Origin of the sequence: Methylicorpusculum sp. (assembly GCF_030651835.1) — a bacterium.
Classification (GTDB): domain Bacteria; phylum Pseudomonadota; class Gammaproteobacteria; order Methylococcales; family Methylomonadaceae; genus Methylicorpusculum.
Window position 1 is genome coordinate 60,254 of record NZ_JAUSBX010000090.1, and the last position, 15,117, is coordinate 75,370.

12 protein-coding genes are annotated in these 15,117 nt (G+C 47.7%); 3 read left to right on the top strand and 9 right to left on the bottom strand.

The window, feature by feature from the left end; all coding sequences use genetic code 11:
- Nucleotides 1-113: 113 nt before the first annotated feature.
- The 9 genes from Q7V32_RS11775 to rlmH all read right to left on the bottom strand — a co-directional run bounded on the left by Q7V32_RS11775 (nucleotide 114) and on the right by rlmH (nucleotide 12,473).
- The gene (locus Q7V32_RS11775) at nucleotides 114-743 is read right to left on the bottom strand and encodes a Uma2 family endonuclease (protein ID WP_304897170.1); all 630 of its coding nucleotides are present in this window, start codon (nucleotides 741-743) and stop codon (nucleotides 114-116) included.
- Nucleotides 744-986: 243 nt separating this feature from the next.
- The gene (pmbA, locus tag Q7V32_RS11780; protein WP_304897171.1) at nucleotides 987-2,318 is read right to left on the bottom strand and encodes a metalloprotease PmbA; all 1,332 of its coding nucleotides are present in this window, start codon (nucleotides 2,316-2,318) and stop codon (nucleotides 987-989) included.
- A 41-nt stretch (nucleotides 2,319-2,359) separates the two neighbouring features.
- Nucleotides 2,360-3,799, bottom strand: coding sequence for a metalloprotease TldD (gene tldD, locus Q7V32_RS11785; protein ID WP_304897172.1), 1,440 nt, complete (start codon nucleotides 3,797-3,799; stop codon nucleotides 2,360-2,362).
- A gap of 131 nt (nucleotides 3,800-3,930) precedes the next feature.
- Complete coding sequence (gene bamC, locus Q7V32_RS11790) at nucleotides 3,931-4,605, bottom strand: outer membrane protein assembly factor BamC (protein WP_304897173.1); 675 nt, start codon at nucleotides 4,603-4,605, stop codon at nucleotides 3,931-3,933.
- A gap of 36 nt (nucleotides 4,606-4,641) precedes the next feature.
- Nucleotides 4,642-5,454, bottom strand: coding sequence for a carbon-nitrogen hydrolase family protein (locus Q7V32_RS11795; protein ID WP_304897174.1), 813 nt, complete (start codon nucleotides 5,452-5,454; stop codon nucleotides 4,642-4,644).
- Nucleotides 5,455-5,933: 479 nt separating this feature from the next.
- The gene (locus tag Q7V32_RS11800; protein WP_304897175.1) at nucleotides 5,934-9,752 is read right to left on the bottom strand and encodes a YhdP family protein; all 3,819 of its coding nucleotides are present in this window, start codon (nucleotides 9,750-9,752) and stop codon (nucleotides 5,934-5,936) included.
- A gap of 227 nt (nucleotides 9,753-9,979) precedes the next feature.
- The gene (gene rng / locus Q7V32_RS11805) at nucleotides 9,980-11,434 is read right to left on the bottom strand and encodes a ribonuclease G (RefSeq protein WP_304897176.1); all 1,455 of its coding nucleotides are present in this window, start codon (nucleotides 11,432-11,434) and stop codon (nucleotides 9,980-9,982) included.
- Nucleotides 11,431-12,006: a nucleoside triphosphate pyrophosphatase gene (locus tag Q7V32_RS11810; protein WP_304897177.1), complete on the bottom strand. Its 576-nt coding sequence runs from the start codon at nucleotides 12,004-12,006 to the stop codon at nucleotides 11,431-11,433. Before Q7V32_RS11810 ends, rng begins: the two co-directional genes overlap by 4 nt.
- Nucleotides 12,003-12,473, bottom strand: a complete 471-nt coding sequence (gene rlmH, locus Q7V32_RS11815; protein WP_304897243.1) for a 23S rRNA (pseudouridine(1915)-N(3))-methyltransferase RlmH — start codon at nucleotides 12,471-12,473, stop codon at nucleotides 12,003-12,005. Before rlmH ends, Q7V32_RS11810 begins: the two co-directional genes overlap by 4 nt.
- A gap of 208 nt (nucleotides 12,474-12,681) precedes the next feature.
- Here rlmH and Q7V32_RS11820 point away from each other — a divergent pair, with 208 nt between their 5' ends.
- The 3 genes from Q7V32_RS11820 to Q7V32_RS11830 all read left to right on the top strand — a co-directional run bounded on the left by Q7V32_RS11820 (nucleotide 12,682) and on the right by Q7V32_RS11830 (nucleotide 15,013).
- The gene (locus Q7V32_RS11820; protein ID WP_304897178.1) at nucleotides 12,682-13,455 is read left to right on the top strand and encodes a hypothetical protein; all 774 of its coding nucleotides are present in this window, start codon (nucleotides 12,682-12,684) and stop codon (nucleotides 13,453-13,455) included.
- A gap of 121 nt (nucleotides 13,456-13,576) precedes the next feature.
- Complete coding sequence (locus Q7V32_RS11825) at nucleotides 13,577-14,296, top strand: PEP-CTERM sorting domain-containing protein (protein WP_304897179.1); 720 nt, start codon at nucleotides 13,577-13,579, stop codon at nucleotides 14,294-14,296.
- 45 nt (nucleotides 14,297-14,341) lie between these two features.
- Complete coding sequence (locus tag Q7V32_RS11830) at nucleotides 14,342-15,013, top strand: hypothetical protein (protein ID WP_304897180.1); 672 nt, start codon at nucleotides 14,342-14,344, stop codon at nucleotides 15,011-15,013.
- Nucleotides 15,014-15,117: the final 104 nt, after the last annotated feature.

Below are 15,117 nucleotides of genomic sequence, written 5' to 3' on the forward strand. Positions count from 1 at the left end.
TCAATAAGCCCGTCATGCCCGTCCGGAAAAGGCATCCAGTAAGCTTCGAGTTATCCATGGGGTCTGGATTTCGGCTATCCCTGCCGAAATGACGAGGTCGACCAGAAAACCGGTTATCCTTCCTCAACATTGTGTTGCGCGGCTTCCTGCTCGCGTAACGCACGCTCTTCAAGAAACGAGCGCACATCTTCATTATCGACTCGGGTGTATATTTCTTCTACCGCCAGTGTCAGCCCCAAAGATTCAAAGGTAACCTCGTCCCCCATGAAATAATGGTTCGATATCCAGCCTTGCGATTTTCTGCAGACTTCCACATCGACAAAATCCTGCTCAATCAAAACCAACTCCTTGAGGCTGGGTATCGTCTGATAGGTCGTGCGCTTGACCGTTTCGTCAATGCGCCGCGTCGATTTTGAAACCACTTCAACAATGATCACAGGCGATTCGGTGTAATACTCATTGGGCGTTGCATCGTCGCAAACCACCATGACATCGGGATAAAAAAATCGGCTGCCCGCTTTGATTTTTACATCTGATGCAAAGGGTTCGCAGGGTTTCCCTTTAAGGAAACTTCTTAGCTCACCAAATACATTACCGGCAATTCTTTCATGATTCTTGCTCGCGCCGGCCATGGCATAAACATCACCGTCTATGTACTCATGCTTGATTTCGCTGAGCTTTTCTCCGTCCAGGTATTCCTGCTCCGAAATCGGGTTATCATTGAGTTGAATTTGAGCTGACATAAAACCTCTAATTACCCCTACTTAAGTTTCCTAATAAGTTCAAAATCGGACAGCCATAATGCTTGGGCTGCAGGAATTATCGATAGGGTTTGCGAAATGAATTAATAAAGTACTCTTCCATTACCGTGAAAGCCGATGAGTAGGATGGATAAGCGATAGCGCATCCACCTTTAACAGCATTGGCGGATGCGGCTTTCGCCTTATCCGCCCTACAATGATCTTTCATTTGCCGGGGAATTACTGTTACTCTCCGGCAATCGACATCCGTTCAATCAGTATGGAACCGGTTCTGATGTTGCCGCGATAATCCACATCATTACCCACGGCAACGATGTTTCTGAACATGTGCTTAAGATTGCCTGCGATGGTGATTTCTTCTACCGGATATTGGATAACACCGTTTTCGACCCAAAACCCGGAAGCGCCGCGGGAATAATCGCCGGTTACCATGTTGACGCCCTGACCCATCAGCTCCGTAACCAGTAATCCGGTTCCTAAGCGCGCCAGCATGCCGTTAAAATCGTCATCGCCGGAATCCAAAGTCAGGTTATGCACGCCACCCGCATTGCCGGTACTTTGCATGCCTAATTTACGCGCCGAATAAGTCCCCAGCACATAGCTTTTCAGGATGCCGTCCGCGACGATATCGCGGGTACGCGTCACCACCCCTTCGGCGTCAAAACTGGCGCTACCCAAAGCGCCGGACAAATAAGGCTGCTCATGAATATGGATAAATTCAGGAAAAATAGGCTGATCCAGCATATCCAGCAGGAACGATGATTTGCGGTACAAGTTGCCGCCGCTGATCGCACTGATCAGCGAACCGAGCAAACCCGAAGCCACTTCGGCCGCATATAAAACAGGGCATTGCCGCGTACTCAACTTACGACCTTCCAGACGGCGGATCGTCCGTTCGGCTGCTTTTCTGCCTATCTCGGGACCCGGTTCAAGCTTGCTGGCCTCTCTGGCAACACTGTACCAGTAATCGCGCTGCATGCTATCGCCCCGCTGGCCCAATACCGAACAACTCATGGAATGCCGGGTTGAAGCATAGCCATGTAAAAAGCCCAAGCTATTACCCAAGACGCGAATGCCTTGATGGGTGTTGACAGAAGCACCTTCGGAATTAGTGATATCGGCATGGTAACTGCGGGCTGCGTCTTCGCAGGCAATCGCCATATTAATGGCTTGATCGGCAGTGAGTGTCCAAGGATGATAAAGGTCAAGATCCGGGAACTCGGTCGCTAACCAACTAGGCTCGGGCAATCCGGCATAAGCATCTTCATTGGCATAGCGCGCAAAACTTAACGCGGCGGTGACGGTTTCCTTGATCGAGGTTTCGGACAAATCGTTGGTGCTGGCCGAACCCTTGCGCTGCCCGATGTAAACCGTAACACCCAGACCTTGATCACAATGGTGTTCTATGGTTTCCACATCGCCCATGCGCGCCGTTACGGATAGACCATTTTCAATGCTTAAACCGGCTTCGGCAGCACTGGCGCCCTGTTCTTTCGCTTCGTCCAATAACAATTGAACCAGCGCGGTTAATCGATTGATTTCGTCTTGATTTTGCAAAGTGATTCCCTATTGATTATTTAGGTGAGTGACAATCGTCATCAAATACTGGTTCCGCCTACCGTCAAGCCATCGATTTTGAGCGTAGGCTGACCTACGCCAACCGGCACGCTTTGACCATCTTTTCCGCAGGTGCCCACGCCGCTGTCCAATTGCAGGTCATTACCGACCATCGACACGCGGGTCAGCACGTCCGGACCGTTGCCAATCAGCGTCGCGCCTTTGACGGGTCGGGTCAGCTTGCCATTTTCAATCAAATAGGCTTCGCTGGCCGAGAAGACAAATTTTCCTGACGTGATATCGACCTGACCGCCGCCAAAATTCTTTGCATACAAACCTTTTTCAACCGAGCGAATGATTTCTTCGGCATCATGAGCGCCCGGCAACATATAGGTGTTGGTCATGCGGGGCATCGGCAAATGCGCATAAGACTCACGGCGCCCGTTTCCGGTTGGACTGACGCCCATCAACCGGGCGTTGAGCTTATCCTGCATATAACCTTTGAGGATGCCGTTTTCGATCAAAACGGTATTTTCGGTAGGTGTACCTTCGTCATCAATCGACAATGACCCCCTGCGTCCAGGCAGCGTGCCGTCATCCACAACGGTACATAAACTGGAACCCACCCGCTCACCGACCCTACCGCTGAACGCGGAGGTGCCTTTTCTATTAAAATCACCTTCAAGTCCGTGCCCTATCGCTTCATGCAGCAAGATACCGGGCCAACCGGAACCTAAGACCACGGTCATATTGCCGGCCGGCGCTTCAACGGCTTCAAGATTAACCAAAGCCAATCTGACGGCTTCCTTTCCATAGTCCAGCGCTTTGTCTTCATCGAAAAACATTGTGTAATCACACCGTCCGCCACCGCCCATACTGCCCTGTTCACGTCTTCCGTTCTGTACCACGATCACGGTTACATTCATTCTGACCAGAGGGCGGATATCGGCAGTCAACTGGCCGTCCTGACTGGCCACCAAAATGCTGTCATGCGCGCCGATCAGGCTGATGATAACTTCTTCAATCCGGCTGTCGAGCTTTCGGGTTTCACTGTCCACTTTGCGCAGCAAATCGACTTTCTGTTGATCCGCCAGCGATTTAAGCGGGTTGGATGTACCGTAATAAGGCTGGGAATAACTGGGCTTAAACAGCGCCGAGCGCGCTTCCTGACCTTGTCGGACAATCGCTTTGACATTATTGGCCGCTTCCAGCAGTACCGGCAATTCAATCCTGTCACTGTAGGCAAATCCGGTTTTCTCACCGGCAACCGCCCTGACGCCTGCGCCTTTTTCAATACTATGACTGCCTTCCTTGATAATCCCGCTCTCCATAACCCAGGATTCAAAATGGCTGGACTGAAAATAGATATCGGCGGCATCCACCTGCGCACTGAGCAAGCTATTCATAATTTTTTCGATATCGCTGTCTTGCAAACCTGTGGGCGCGAGTATCGATTGTCTGGCTTGAGTAAGTCTGTCCATATGCTTTAGTTGGTTTGATTATGGGTTGTTTGATTTATTCTGATAAAAATGATGGGAAGTTAGGGCAATAGCCTAAAAGCAAATAACCCATCTCCGCGATAAAAATCAGTCTATCGCTCTATAGTGATCCGTCAATTGAAAAGACCCGGCACGCTGAGCGTTCCGTCTTTTCCGTCAACTTCTTCATAGACGCCATCACGCAACACTTTAAACAAGGTTTCCAATAAACGGTCCGGACCGTCTTTTAATTCGTCATCCCTATCCGGCTTATCATCCGGTTTGCCGAACGTTTTTTCGCTATCCTTATCCTCTACAATTTTCGCGGTAATTTCAGTGAGCTGCCCGGCCTCTCTTAACTGCAGCGAATAAATACGCTCCTCGTAATTATCCGCCGACAAAAATCCTGACAAAAAACCTTTTTGGTTGGGGTTATCCGGGTCATAACTGACGTAGATATAGCCTTCATCACGGTTTTTATCGGTAATCTCGATCTCCTGCTGATTTAAAACCAGACCTAAAATAAACCAGGATTGATCAAAAGATTCATTGATTACCAGCGTTGAGGCAAGGCCGCTGGTTTCCAGCTTGACTTTATCGCCCAGCCCTTTTTTTATTGAGGCGGAAGTGGCAACCGGATCTATCTTCTCGACGGGATGTTCCGGCTTGACTACAGTCAGCTCGGGAGGACGCTCGAGAATTTCGGTGTTTCTGTATTTTGATTCAGGCTCCGCACAAGAGATCAAGGCAGCGGCATGAAATCCTGCGAAAACACAATACACGATTTTTTGAATTGAGCGATTCATCATATCAGTTCGGTTGTTAACAAATTCTTTTAGGCTTTATCAGTCAAAGCGCCGGTGATGCAACACGGGGAAACTTGATCTGACTCTGGCAAGACGTTCATGATCGATATCAGCACAGACAAAGCCGGCCCCGGTTTTGTAACAATCCAAAACCAGCCCCCAGGGATCAATGATCATACTGTGCCCATAGGTTTTCCTGCCGTTAATATGAAATCCGCCCTGATTCGGCGCGATGACATAAGATAAATTTTCTATGGCGCGGGCACGCAAAAGAGTCTCCCAATGCGCTGCACCGGTCTGAGCCGTAAATGCAGAAGGAACCAGCAGTATTTCCGCGCCTAAAGCCACCAGCTTTCGGTAAAACTCAGGAAATCTCAGATCGTAACAAACCGACAATCCCAACTTACCGAACGGGGTATCGATAACGACCAGCGAATCGCCTTGCTCAATCGAATTGGATTCACGGTAGACTTCCTCGGTATCGGGAACTGCTACGTCAAACAAGTGCATTTTGTCGTAACGCCCGGCGCGTTCACCCTTGTCGTTATAAACCAGACTGGAGGCTCTGACTTTATTTTCCTGGTCACCGGCAATGGGAATGGTTCCACCTATCACCCAAATGCCATGCTTCAGAGCCGTTTCAGCAAGAAAATCCTGGATCGGTCCTGTCCCGTCTTGTTCTTTAACTTTCAGTTTATCCAGTTCGTGCTCGCCCATCAGCGCAAAATTCTCCGGCAAAACGACCAGTTTTGCTCCGGCATTGACGGCTTCACCTATCAGTCGGCCTGCTTCTGTTAAATTTGAAGAAACACTGGGGCCTGAAGCCATTTGTATGGCTGCGCATTTGCTCATTTTTATTCCCTTTTTATTATTTTACAATCAAAGTGCTGGATCATAAGAGGGCAATGTATCTCAGTTAAGACCCTCGGATAGACAAAAATGCAGGAGTGGACCGTGCCCGCAACTTATACCCTTCGTAGATCGAAATTCGGCACAGGGGTGCCCGTCAAAGGACGCCGTAAATACATCCTTATAGGCTCTATACCGGCATCCATGCTGGCAAAGCCTTTGCCGAACAACCCGTTGCCTCCTTAGGCACTGCCGAAATTTGAAGTGCGAAAGGTATTAATGGGTTCAATCGCGGGCATGGCCCGCTCCTACAAAATATGCTTAACTTTACGTCACTGCTAAACCGGGAGCTTTCATTTTCGGGGGTGGTGAAAGCATCTTCATGATCGTTGGATTTTATCTATTCTGAAAACCGCTATTGGCTGATGGTAGCAAAGCCGATTCTGTTTGACTCAAAATAGTCGGCTTTTGCACGCTATAAATCACGGCTCCTCTTCATCGGTAACCCAAGGAAATCCGGTAATGCCCTTCCAGGTTTTTTGAAATAAACCATCGTTTTCGTGGGTAGGGATAACCTCAGGATTCTGCCAGGTGCCTTTTAACTGATACTCCGAACGGAAAAAAATACCATCCTGGTAATCGTTCGTCATCGCTCCTGCAATCAGTCCGGTAACCCGGCCAAGGATTGTACCAGCAATAGGCACGGCATCAGAACTTTTAGGTACCACGCTGACCAGTTGATCCAGTGTTTTGTCGATCAAACTGGTTTTTCCCGTGATCGTGATTTTTGCAGGCACGGCATCAACGACCAGATTGTGCGTGTCCGCTATACCCCGGTTCAGATTGATTCGGCCTTTGATGCTGTTGAACATCAAACCTTCTTTGTACACATCGCGAAAATCCAGCTGTAAGCGCTTAACCCATTGGGAAAAGGCCAATATCCCCAATACCCGGCCTAATCCAGGTTCAATGCTCAATAAACGGCCGTCTCGCCATTTAACATCGACATAACCGTTTATACCGGCCAGATTAAATTGGTGCGGCCCTCCTTCCCAATTCAAGGCGAAATCATCAAAGACCTTTCCGCCTCGCATATCTTTATAAAGGCCCAGCTTTCTCAGCAACGGACCAAGCTTTTCGCTTTTTAAAAACCCCTTCACTTGTGTCTGGGTCTGGTTACCCTTAATTTTCCAGCTACCGGTCAGACTCAATTCATGCCGCTGACTCGTCAGCTCAACCTTATTGAAATAAACACCGTCCTCGGTTCGCTTTGATGACAGTGCGAGCTGACCCAGATCAACCGTGTTCCAGAGGATTTTTTTACTGTTGATGTCAAATAATGGCAAAACAGGATTAGCCTGCGATTGCCCTCCGTCCAAGTGGAACTGATTGACGCCGTGAAGATCGATAAAATCCATATCCAGAGTAATTTTGTCATTGCCCGACCAATCCAACGGCATTTTAAAATCGCCTTTAGCAATAGCTGCGGTAATGGAGCCTACCCAATAAGATTCTGTTCTCTTTAACTTCAGATACACTGCACCCAGATCGTTCTGATTACTGATCAAGTGCTGCGTATGCACTTCGAATTCATCAATAAAATCGGGACTGACACCCCCTTTTACCGGACCGCTATTCAACCAGCCTTTAACATCCAGCCGTTCACTATTGACTTCAAAACGGACCCGTTGCTCTTCCGGAGCAACTGCTTTCCCCTCTCCAATTAAAAAATGTCCGGCATACAGCTGTTTTTGCGGTACATCAATTTTGAGTGCGGCTTTAAGAGTATTGCCGTAGGTCAAGCCGATTGGAAGAAATTGTTCATCACCCAGATCAAAATTCAATACCAGATTTTTTTTCTGTTGCTTGGTTTTAGCCATATTTTCAGGCAAATCAATATTCATCCCGATCAGATCGGTAGTGATGATTAATTCAGGCGGTTGATTTTGAGCCGACGGCAAACGCAGTTGCAGGCGGTAATCTGAACTGCCTTCGGCTACCGCCCAGAAAGGCATGTCAAATTGTTTCCTGAGCGCATCAATACCGGCATGACCATTGACGTATATATCGGTCTGTTCCGGTTTGGTGTCGATATCCAGCTTAATGGGATTACCCAATGTCGAGGCCGTAATACCCTTGCCGTAAACTCCCATCTGATCGAAGCGAAGAGCGCCTTTAATCTGCGTGACCGGAAGATCAAAAGCATGCACTCTAAGTGAGGCATTCTCCAGACTTGCATCGCCGTTGACAGACAACGGAGCCACATCATCCAGAGGAATTTTGAGATCAAGATTGACCTGACTGCTTCCTTTTGGCGTAATCGCCGACAGCAAGGAATTGGCGGTTGACTTGAGCGGCGTCGCTTTTAAATAGGCCATGATACCGGCCATTTCACCTTGGGCTTTTCCTTTGATAAGCACGTGCTGACTGGTTTCTAACGAGGGGATGGTGACCAGGGCTTCATTGATTTTACAAGCCAATGACTGGGCAGAATGAATATCGACCGTCAAACCCTCACCCAAAAACTCGACCTGAGCATCGAGTTTTGTCAGATGAGGCCAATCAGCGCTGTATTCCAGCTCACCGTCTGCAACATCGAAAAGCACCTGAAATACACCTTGCCCTTTATTAAAAGGGTAATCATCCAGCCTTCCGTGAATCGATAGCCCGCCACGAGGAACGTTACCTGCAACAAACGCATGGTCCAACCATGCCAAAGCACCCGGATTCATGATGCCGACCGGATAATATTGACTGGCAGTTCGGGCATCGGCAATAGAAAAATCGCCATGTAAATCAAGAAATGGTGAATCCCCGTTTTTGGGAATGGTCAGCTTCACGCGGCTTAGGGTCTTGATGGACGGAGAATCCAGAACAAGATCAGCGGTGCTTATTTTCCAGTCGTCTTTTGTTTGACGCCAAAAAACCCGACCTTTAAAGCGCTGCAAAGCCAAATGGTTACGAAACAGTTCCGATGCTGAAACATCGAGATTTTCCGCATCCACTGTCAGTTGGCCTTGATCGGCATTACCTTTTACATAACCGGACAAGCCCTGCAACCCAGGCAATGGCGCCTTTTCGGCCAGCCCCAAGTTTCTGAACTTACCCTCGACGGTAAAAGCCTGAGTGTCGATATCGGCGGCCAGCTTAAAATCCAGCAACTGGCCGGTCATACTCGGCAGGCCCGCATCCCCTGCTTTGGCTTCCGGCATCAACTTGAGCAACATTGAAAGAGGTTCCAGATCCATTTTTTTTACCGCCAATGAAACCCGTTGAGCAGATCCTTGCGAATCATTCTGCACGGCCAGGCTGAATTGTCCGGGAGACCAAATCGACTCTCTGGTCTCAATGAGTAAATCATTGACATCCAGCTGCCAACGTTCAGGACTTTGCTGCCTCCAGCGAAACCGGGTCTCTAATTTTTCCAAAGCCAGCGGCGCCTTTGAGGATTGCGTCTTGACGGACAGTTTTTTGACGACCCCTTCGCCTTGAACTTGCTGTAATTGCGACTGTTGCCAGTTCATCCAAACCCTGAAGTCGGCAAGGCCCGAGTTAATCAACAATTTAGAAGGCATCTCTCCTGTCAAAAATTGCGCCAGCTGCACATCATTACCTTCCAGAAAAACCTGTCCGGTCATCTGGCCGGGTTCAAAGAAATTCCCCTCAAAAACCATTGAGAGCCGCAATGAACGCCCCAATTTGTCGGGAAGATCCAGCAACATGTGCATGCTATGCCGGCCATCAACCGTATCGTTTTTAATGACCAAATCGACCTGATCAAACTGCACAGGCTTAGCTTTAAGCTGCTCATTCTGCCAAGTAATACGGCTATGTAATAATTCAAATTTACTGCCTTGCAGTAACCAAAGTGGCTTTTCATCCCCGGCCCCGGCTTTGAGCCCGGCAATCGCAAAACTGCCATCGGCCTTGCGCTTTGCAGTCAGCTCGGCGCCCACCAGTGTCAACCAGGAAGATGACCACAATTGCCGGGTCAGAGCCAAATCCCAGAGATTGATACTCAGCCTTATTTCATCCAGTTTTATTGCAGCTTTTGGCGAGTTGTTATCACTGGGTATGTCAATCTCTTGCAACTTAACTACGGCGGTAAAGCGATGCATTCCGGCGCTGAGCTTGCCGATTCTGACCGGTGTATCAATTAACGCGCTGACTTCCTTTTCCAATACCGCTTTATAACGCTCGACACCGGTCATCAAGATTCGAATTCCCGTCAAACCTAATGCTGCTGTCAATAGAGACCAGAAAATGAGGTGCCGTGTCGCACGCGTAATATGATGAATCACTGATTTAAATCCACTGGGTGCCGCTCATATAGTCGATGGCACGAGGAATCTCCAATGCTTTGGCATGATCGTTAAAAAATATGCATTCGTATGTCGTAATGGTTGAACCGGAAAGCAGGCAAGCGGGATTGAGTTAGAGGCCGCTGCTCATTTTTGGATAATCCGCTCGCTGGCACTGGCCATGCGATCAGTCCATAGGGCAAAGCTGGCCAAACAAAGCCATGTTACTAAAGCAGCACCACATCATATTGTTCCTGATTGTATTGCGCTTCCGCCCTGAATTTAATACGAACGCCTAGAAACATTTCCAGTTCGGCAAGCATGTCAGCTTCTTCATCCAACAGCATCTCTACCACTTCGTTAGAAGCCAGAACCATTAATTTCTGGACATTATATTGCCTGACTTCACGAATAATCTCCCGGAAAATTTCCAGACAGACCGATTCCGCCGTTTTAAGAACTCCCCGTCCACCGCAGGCCGAACAAGGTTCGCATAATATATGCTCCAGGCTTTCCCGGGTTCTTTTACGGGTCATTTCGACAAGACCCAAAGCGGATACTTCCGTGATTTTGGTTTTGGCATGGTCTTTTTCCAAATGCCGCTCCAATGCCTGTAAGACCTGTTCCTTGTGATCTTTACTCTGCATATCGATAAAATCGATAATGATGATACCGCCCAGGTTACGTAACCTCAACTGACGGCAAATCGCCTGAGCCGCCTCAAGATTGGTCTTGAATATCGTTTCTTCCAGATTGCGCCCACCGACATAGCTGCCGGTATTGACATCCACCGTGGTCATTGCTTCGGTTTGATCGAAGACCAGATGCCCGCCGGATTTTAATTTTACTTTACGATCCAGCGCGCGCTGTATCTCGTCTTCAACATTGTAGATATCAAAAACCGGGCATTCTCCGGTGTAATGCTCTATGACACCAACAATATCAGGCACAAAGACTTCTGCAAATTCGATGAGCTTATGATAAGTTTCTCTAGAATCTACCCGGACGCGTTCAATACCTTCCTTGTAAAGATCACGCAGCGTTCTGACACTGAGCGGCAAATCTTTATGAATAAACTGCCTGGGAGTGGCCTGCTCAATTTTTGCGGATATTGATTCCCATAACTTCAAAAGAAAAGTCATATCGGACATCAGAATAGGTTCATCTACACATTCGGCAGCCGTTCTGGCAATAAATCCGCCACACTGATTCTTCTCTCGAAAAGCCTCAAGACACGTCCTAAGCCTTGCTCTTTCTTTTTCGCATTCTATCCGCTGAGACACACCGCTATTATGCGTATAGGGCATATAGACCTGATAGCGGGAAGGGATGGATATTTCTGTCGTTAGCCGGGCACCTTTGCTGCCAATCGGGTCTTTTGTCACCTGGACAACGACATGCTGACCCTCATGCAGATAGTGCTCGATATTGGCTGAACCTTTTTTTTCCAGGTCCTTGGTGCATAAATCGGAAAGATGGAGAAATGCTGCTCTCGGTAAACCAATATCAATAAAAGCCGCTTGCATGCCGGGCAGCACCCGGCAAACCTCTCCCTTATAGATATTGCCTACCAATCCTCGCTGCTTGGTCCTTTCAATGACCAGCTCCTGCAGGACGCCATTTTCAATAACGGCCACTCGTGTTTCAGGCGGCGTCACGTTAATCAGAATTTCTTCACTCATCTTAAAATTTCAATTCCTTGTTTCGCCAGTAACTCGGCTGTTTCATAGAGAGGCAAACCCACTACGCCGGAAAAACTGCCGTTGATTGTCTTGACAAAAATACTGGCTAATCCCTGAATGGCATAAGCACCGGCCTTATCATCAGGCTCACCGGTTTCCCAGTATGCCACTATTTCAGCCTCACTGAGTTGTCGAAAAGTGACTTCGGTAATACTGACAGCTTCTTCATGCTGCCTGCCCCTCAACGAAATTGCAGAGAAAACATGATGAGTTGTCCCGGACAACTGCCGCAACATTGACAAGCCCTGATCCCGATTAAGCGGCTTACCCAGAATGCTGCCGTTCAGAATCACCGCCGTATCGGCCGCCAGAACAGGTTTAGAAACACCGGTAATGGCAGCGCACGCGGCCGACTTTTCAGCCGCAACACGCTGAACATAAACAAGAGGCGGCTCGGCCATTTTGGGCGTCTCGTCAATATCCACAGGACATACCTCGTAACGGACACCAATCTGGTCCAATAATTCCCGGCGTCTAGGTGAGGCTGATGCCAATATGATGTGAGCCGTCATTCGCGGTGATAGGGGTGGTTATTAAGAAGGGTCCAGGCCCTGTAAAGCTGTTCGGCAATCATGACCCGCACCAGCGGATGAGGAAAAGTCAGTCGTGACAAACTCCAGGATTCACTGGCCAAGCCTTTAGCTTCATCCGATAAGCCTTCAGGTCCGCCGACCAGCAAGGCTACATTTCGTCCCTGCCCTAACCACCGCTGCATTGCCTGGGATAATTCGGGCGTAGACCAACTTTTTCCAGTAACATCCAAAGTGACCACATGCGTATCTTTTGCAATCGCAGACTGCATTCTTTCGCCTTCTTCTCTGACGATACGCGCGACATCGCTGTTTTTAGTTCGTTTCCCGGCGGCAATCTCCTTTAACACCAATTCGCACTCCCTTGGCATCCGCTTTGCGTATTCATCAAACCCCTGCTGAACCCACGCGGGCATTTTTTGGCCTATTGAAACGAGTTGTATCTGCATGCGCGGCAGAATACACAGAACCCCAACACCTTGCAATGAGGTTTTAAAATCTTTGGTTCGTTCAATTTTACAAGCCATAACATAGAAACTGGCTGACAAACCAATTTTGTAGGCAACGACTTTAAATCTTAAGCTTGCCCAATTTGCGAATATCAATACTCGGTCTAATCTTAAATCGAACTCAGGCAATTTTTAAACGGGGTTGAACATGCCGGTCAGTTTGATTCTGGAACGTATATTCAAGTGGCTTTTCTGGATAAGCCTCATGACAGCGGCCATCAGCGCCTTTTACAAAGACCGGCTTCCTGAGCCTGAATTTTACGCTGCAAACGAATTGCCTGAACCTGTTCAATCCGAACTGGGCGAAGAAACCCTGCCGTTTATGCTGGATGTCAATCATCAGACTTATTTGATTAAACCGCGATACAGCTATGAATTGAACGGCATCGTGGTCAGTTACAGTAATGCCGGCAGTTTTGGCAATATTTGGCACCATAAGCGCTGGAAAGATTTTATCAATCTTCGTGATTTATGCGTTATTTGGGGTGATAACGTCGCAACCGGCGTTTACAAGCAAATGAAATTTAAAAATGACAGCTGGACTTGCTGGGCATCATGGCTGGATCCGGCAACAGGTGCTCTGTTTAAAAATGAAGCTTTATCAAACAATCATCTGCTGAGTGATCAGACCTTAATCAAAAAAGCCTTACTCGCTGCCGAACCCGGCGACCATATCAGACTGAAAGGTTTTTTATCTGAATATGAAAATAAAGGCAACGGCTTTAAACGCGGAACCAGTATTTCACGTTTCGATACCGGCAATGGCGCCTGCGAAACAATTTATCTTACCGATTTTGAGATCGTCAAAAAAGCCAATACCAGCCTCAGAAAACTATTCAGCTTCGCAAAATGGCTATGTATCATTTCACTGTCAGGCTTTCTGATCGCCTTTATCGTGGCGCCGTTTCGAATAAATAATTAATCATCGATAAAAAATCGGTGCCAGATCATTTGAAAAACCTTCTTTTTAAGATCCTGAAATAAACGGCATAAAAAATGCTGGATAGGGATTAACTCCCTACCCACTAAAAGAAGGTTGACGAATGAAATACGCGCACTACTTTAAAATACTGGTACCGGTCATCGCCTTGGCGGTAATACAAACAAGCACTGCCGAGGCCGCGCTCATCATCGATAATTTTACTGATCGCCAACAGGTCAAAGACGATTTAACCACGGCCGGAACCACCAGCAACTCAATGCTTTTGAGTGGATCGGCATCCAGCCTGAGCGGAGCCCAAAGAACCTTCAGCGCCACATCAAATGGAATACCCAATTCTGAAAACGAGGGAGCAAAGCGCTCTATCAATACTCACATCAGCGCTGAAGATGGATTCCTATCTTTTTCCAACGCTGAAAAATCAAACGGTACCGCATCAATTCTTTACGACAACTTCGGAATCGTTGACTTTACTGCCTATGCTGATGCCTTTCTGATTGAAATTCTTACGATTGATCTAAATGCTGAATTAGAGTTGATCATTAACAATAACTCATTTTCGGGTCCACAATTATTTAATGCTATTGGCAGTTTTTATATTGACTTCAGCAGCTTCAGTAACCCTTCGGAGCTGGCATCTGTACAAAATTTTGCCTTAACTGTTAAAGGCGTCCAGGCACTGGATCTCGACTTCAAATTTTCTGCCTTGAACAGAGCCGGTTCAGCATCAACTGCCGCAGTACCTGAACCCTCTTTGTATGCCTTACTAGCGATAGGCTTACTGGTATTTGGGGCACTTAATCGCAAACAGATCCAATTTTAATTGCCATTCATCATCAGCCTAAATTTATACCCGAGATTTAATCTTATGAACTCACTAAAAATTAGCAAAATCGCGACCTTACTGTCATTTTCCTTTGGCTTGGCATTTTCTTCATTCAGCCAGGCAAACTCTCTGGTTATCGACAATTTCTCGGATTACCAATATGTCTATGACCTGGGGGGCGACAATATCGCTACAACAGAGGGCCCGCTTGCTATTGCTGGAACCGGTTTGACCGGAGCAACCCGAACCCTGATCGCACACGCCACAGGCAGCAATTTTCATGAAACGGCTATCGAAACCGATAACTCCTTATCCATTTCCAACACCTCACAATCAGCCGGGAATGCATCGGTAATCTGGAACTTCAACCTGACTGACTTTACGCTGCATGGAAACGCCATCATGCTTCAAGTCTTGGCAATCGATATTCAGTCAGGCGTCTTTGTACAAATGATTGCCAACGGCTCATCTTCATCCAATCAAATAGCGATTAACGGGGCGGGCGATCTCTATGTCAACTTCAGCGACTTTGATAATGCCTCTGTTTTCCAAGGACTCAACCAATTCCAGCTGAATTTTAAAGGGCCGCAAAGCTGGGACGCCGAATTTAAAGTATTGACTGCAACCACGCCAGTTCCTTTGCCTCCTGCTTTTGCGTTGATGAGCCTTGCCCTGTTTGGCATCGGTTCATTTCGTAAATATCAACATAGCTAAGCAAACCGGATTAACACCACTGACACTTTTGGCATTTAGATGCCATAAGTGTCAGTGCCCTTGTCATTTTTGACAGCTCCCCCAGCAACTCTCAATTTGAAGAG

Coding starts and splice junctions, on each gene's coding strand:
- Q7V32_RS11775 (WP_304897170.1), bottom strand. CDS start 743: ATGTCAGCTCAAATTCAACTCAATGATAACCCGATTTCGGAGCAGGAA.
- tldD (WP_304897172.1), bottom strand. CDS start 3,799: ATGGACAGACTTACTCAAGCCAGACAATCGATACTCGCGCCCACAGGT.
- bamC (WP_304897173.1), bottom strand. CDS start 4,605: ATGATGAATCGCTCAATTCAAAAAATCGTGTATTGTGTTTTCGCAGGA.
- Q7V32_RS11795 (WP_304897174.1), bottom strand. CDS start 5,454: ATGAGCAAATGCGCAGCCATACAAATGGCTTCAGGCCCCAGTGTTTCT.
- rng (WP_304897176.1), bottom strand. CDS start 11,434: ATGAGTGAAGAAATTCTGATTAACGTGACGCCGCCTGAAACACGAGTG.
- Q7V32_RS11810 (WP_304897177.1), bottom strand. CDS start 12,006: ATGACGGCTCACATCATATTGGCATCAGCCTCACCTAGACGCCGGGAA.
- rlmH (WP_304897243.1), bottom strand. CDS start 12,473: ATGCAGATACAACTCGTTTCAATAGGCCAAAAAATGCCCGCGTGGGTT.
- Q7V32_RS11820 (WP_304897178.1), top strand. CDS start 12,682: ATGCCGGTCAGTTTGATTCTGGAACGTATATTCAAGTGGCTTTTCTGG.
- Q7V32_RS11825 (WP_304897179.1), top strand. CDS start 13,577: ATGAAATACGCGCACTACTTTAAAATACTGGTACCGGTCATCGCCTTG.
- Q7V32_RS11830 (WP_304897180.1), top strand. CDS start 14,342: ATGAACTCACTAAAAATTAGCAAAATCGCGACCTTACTGTCATTTTCC.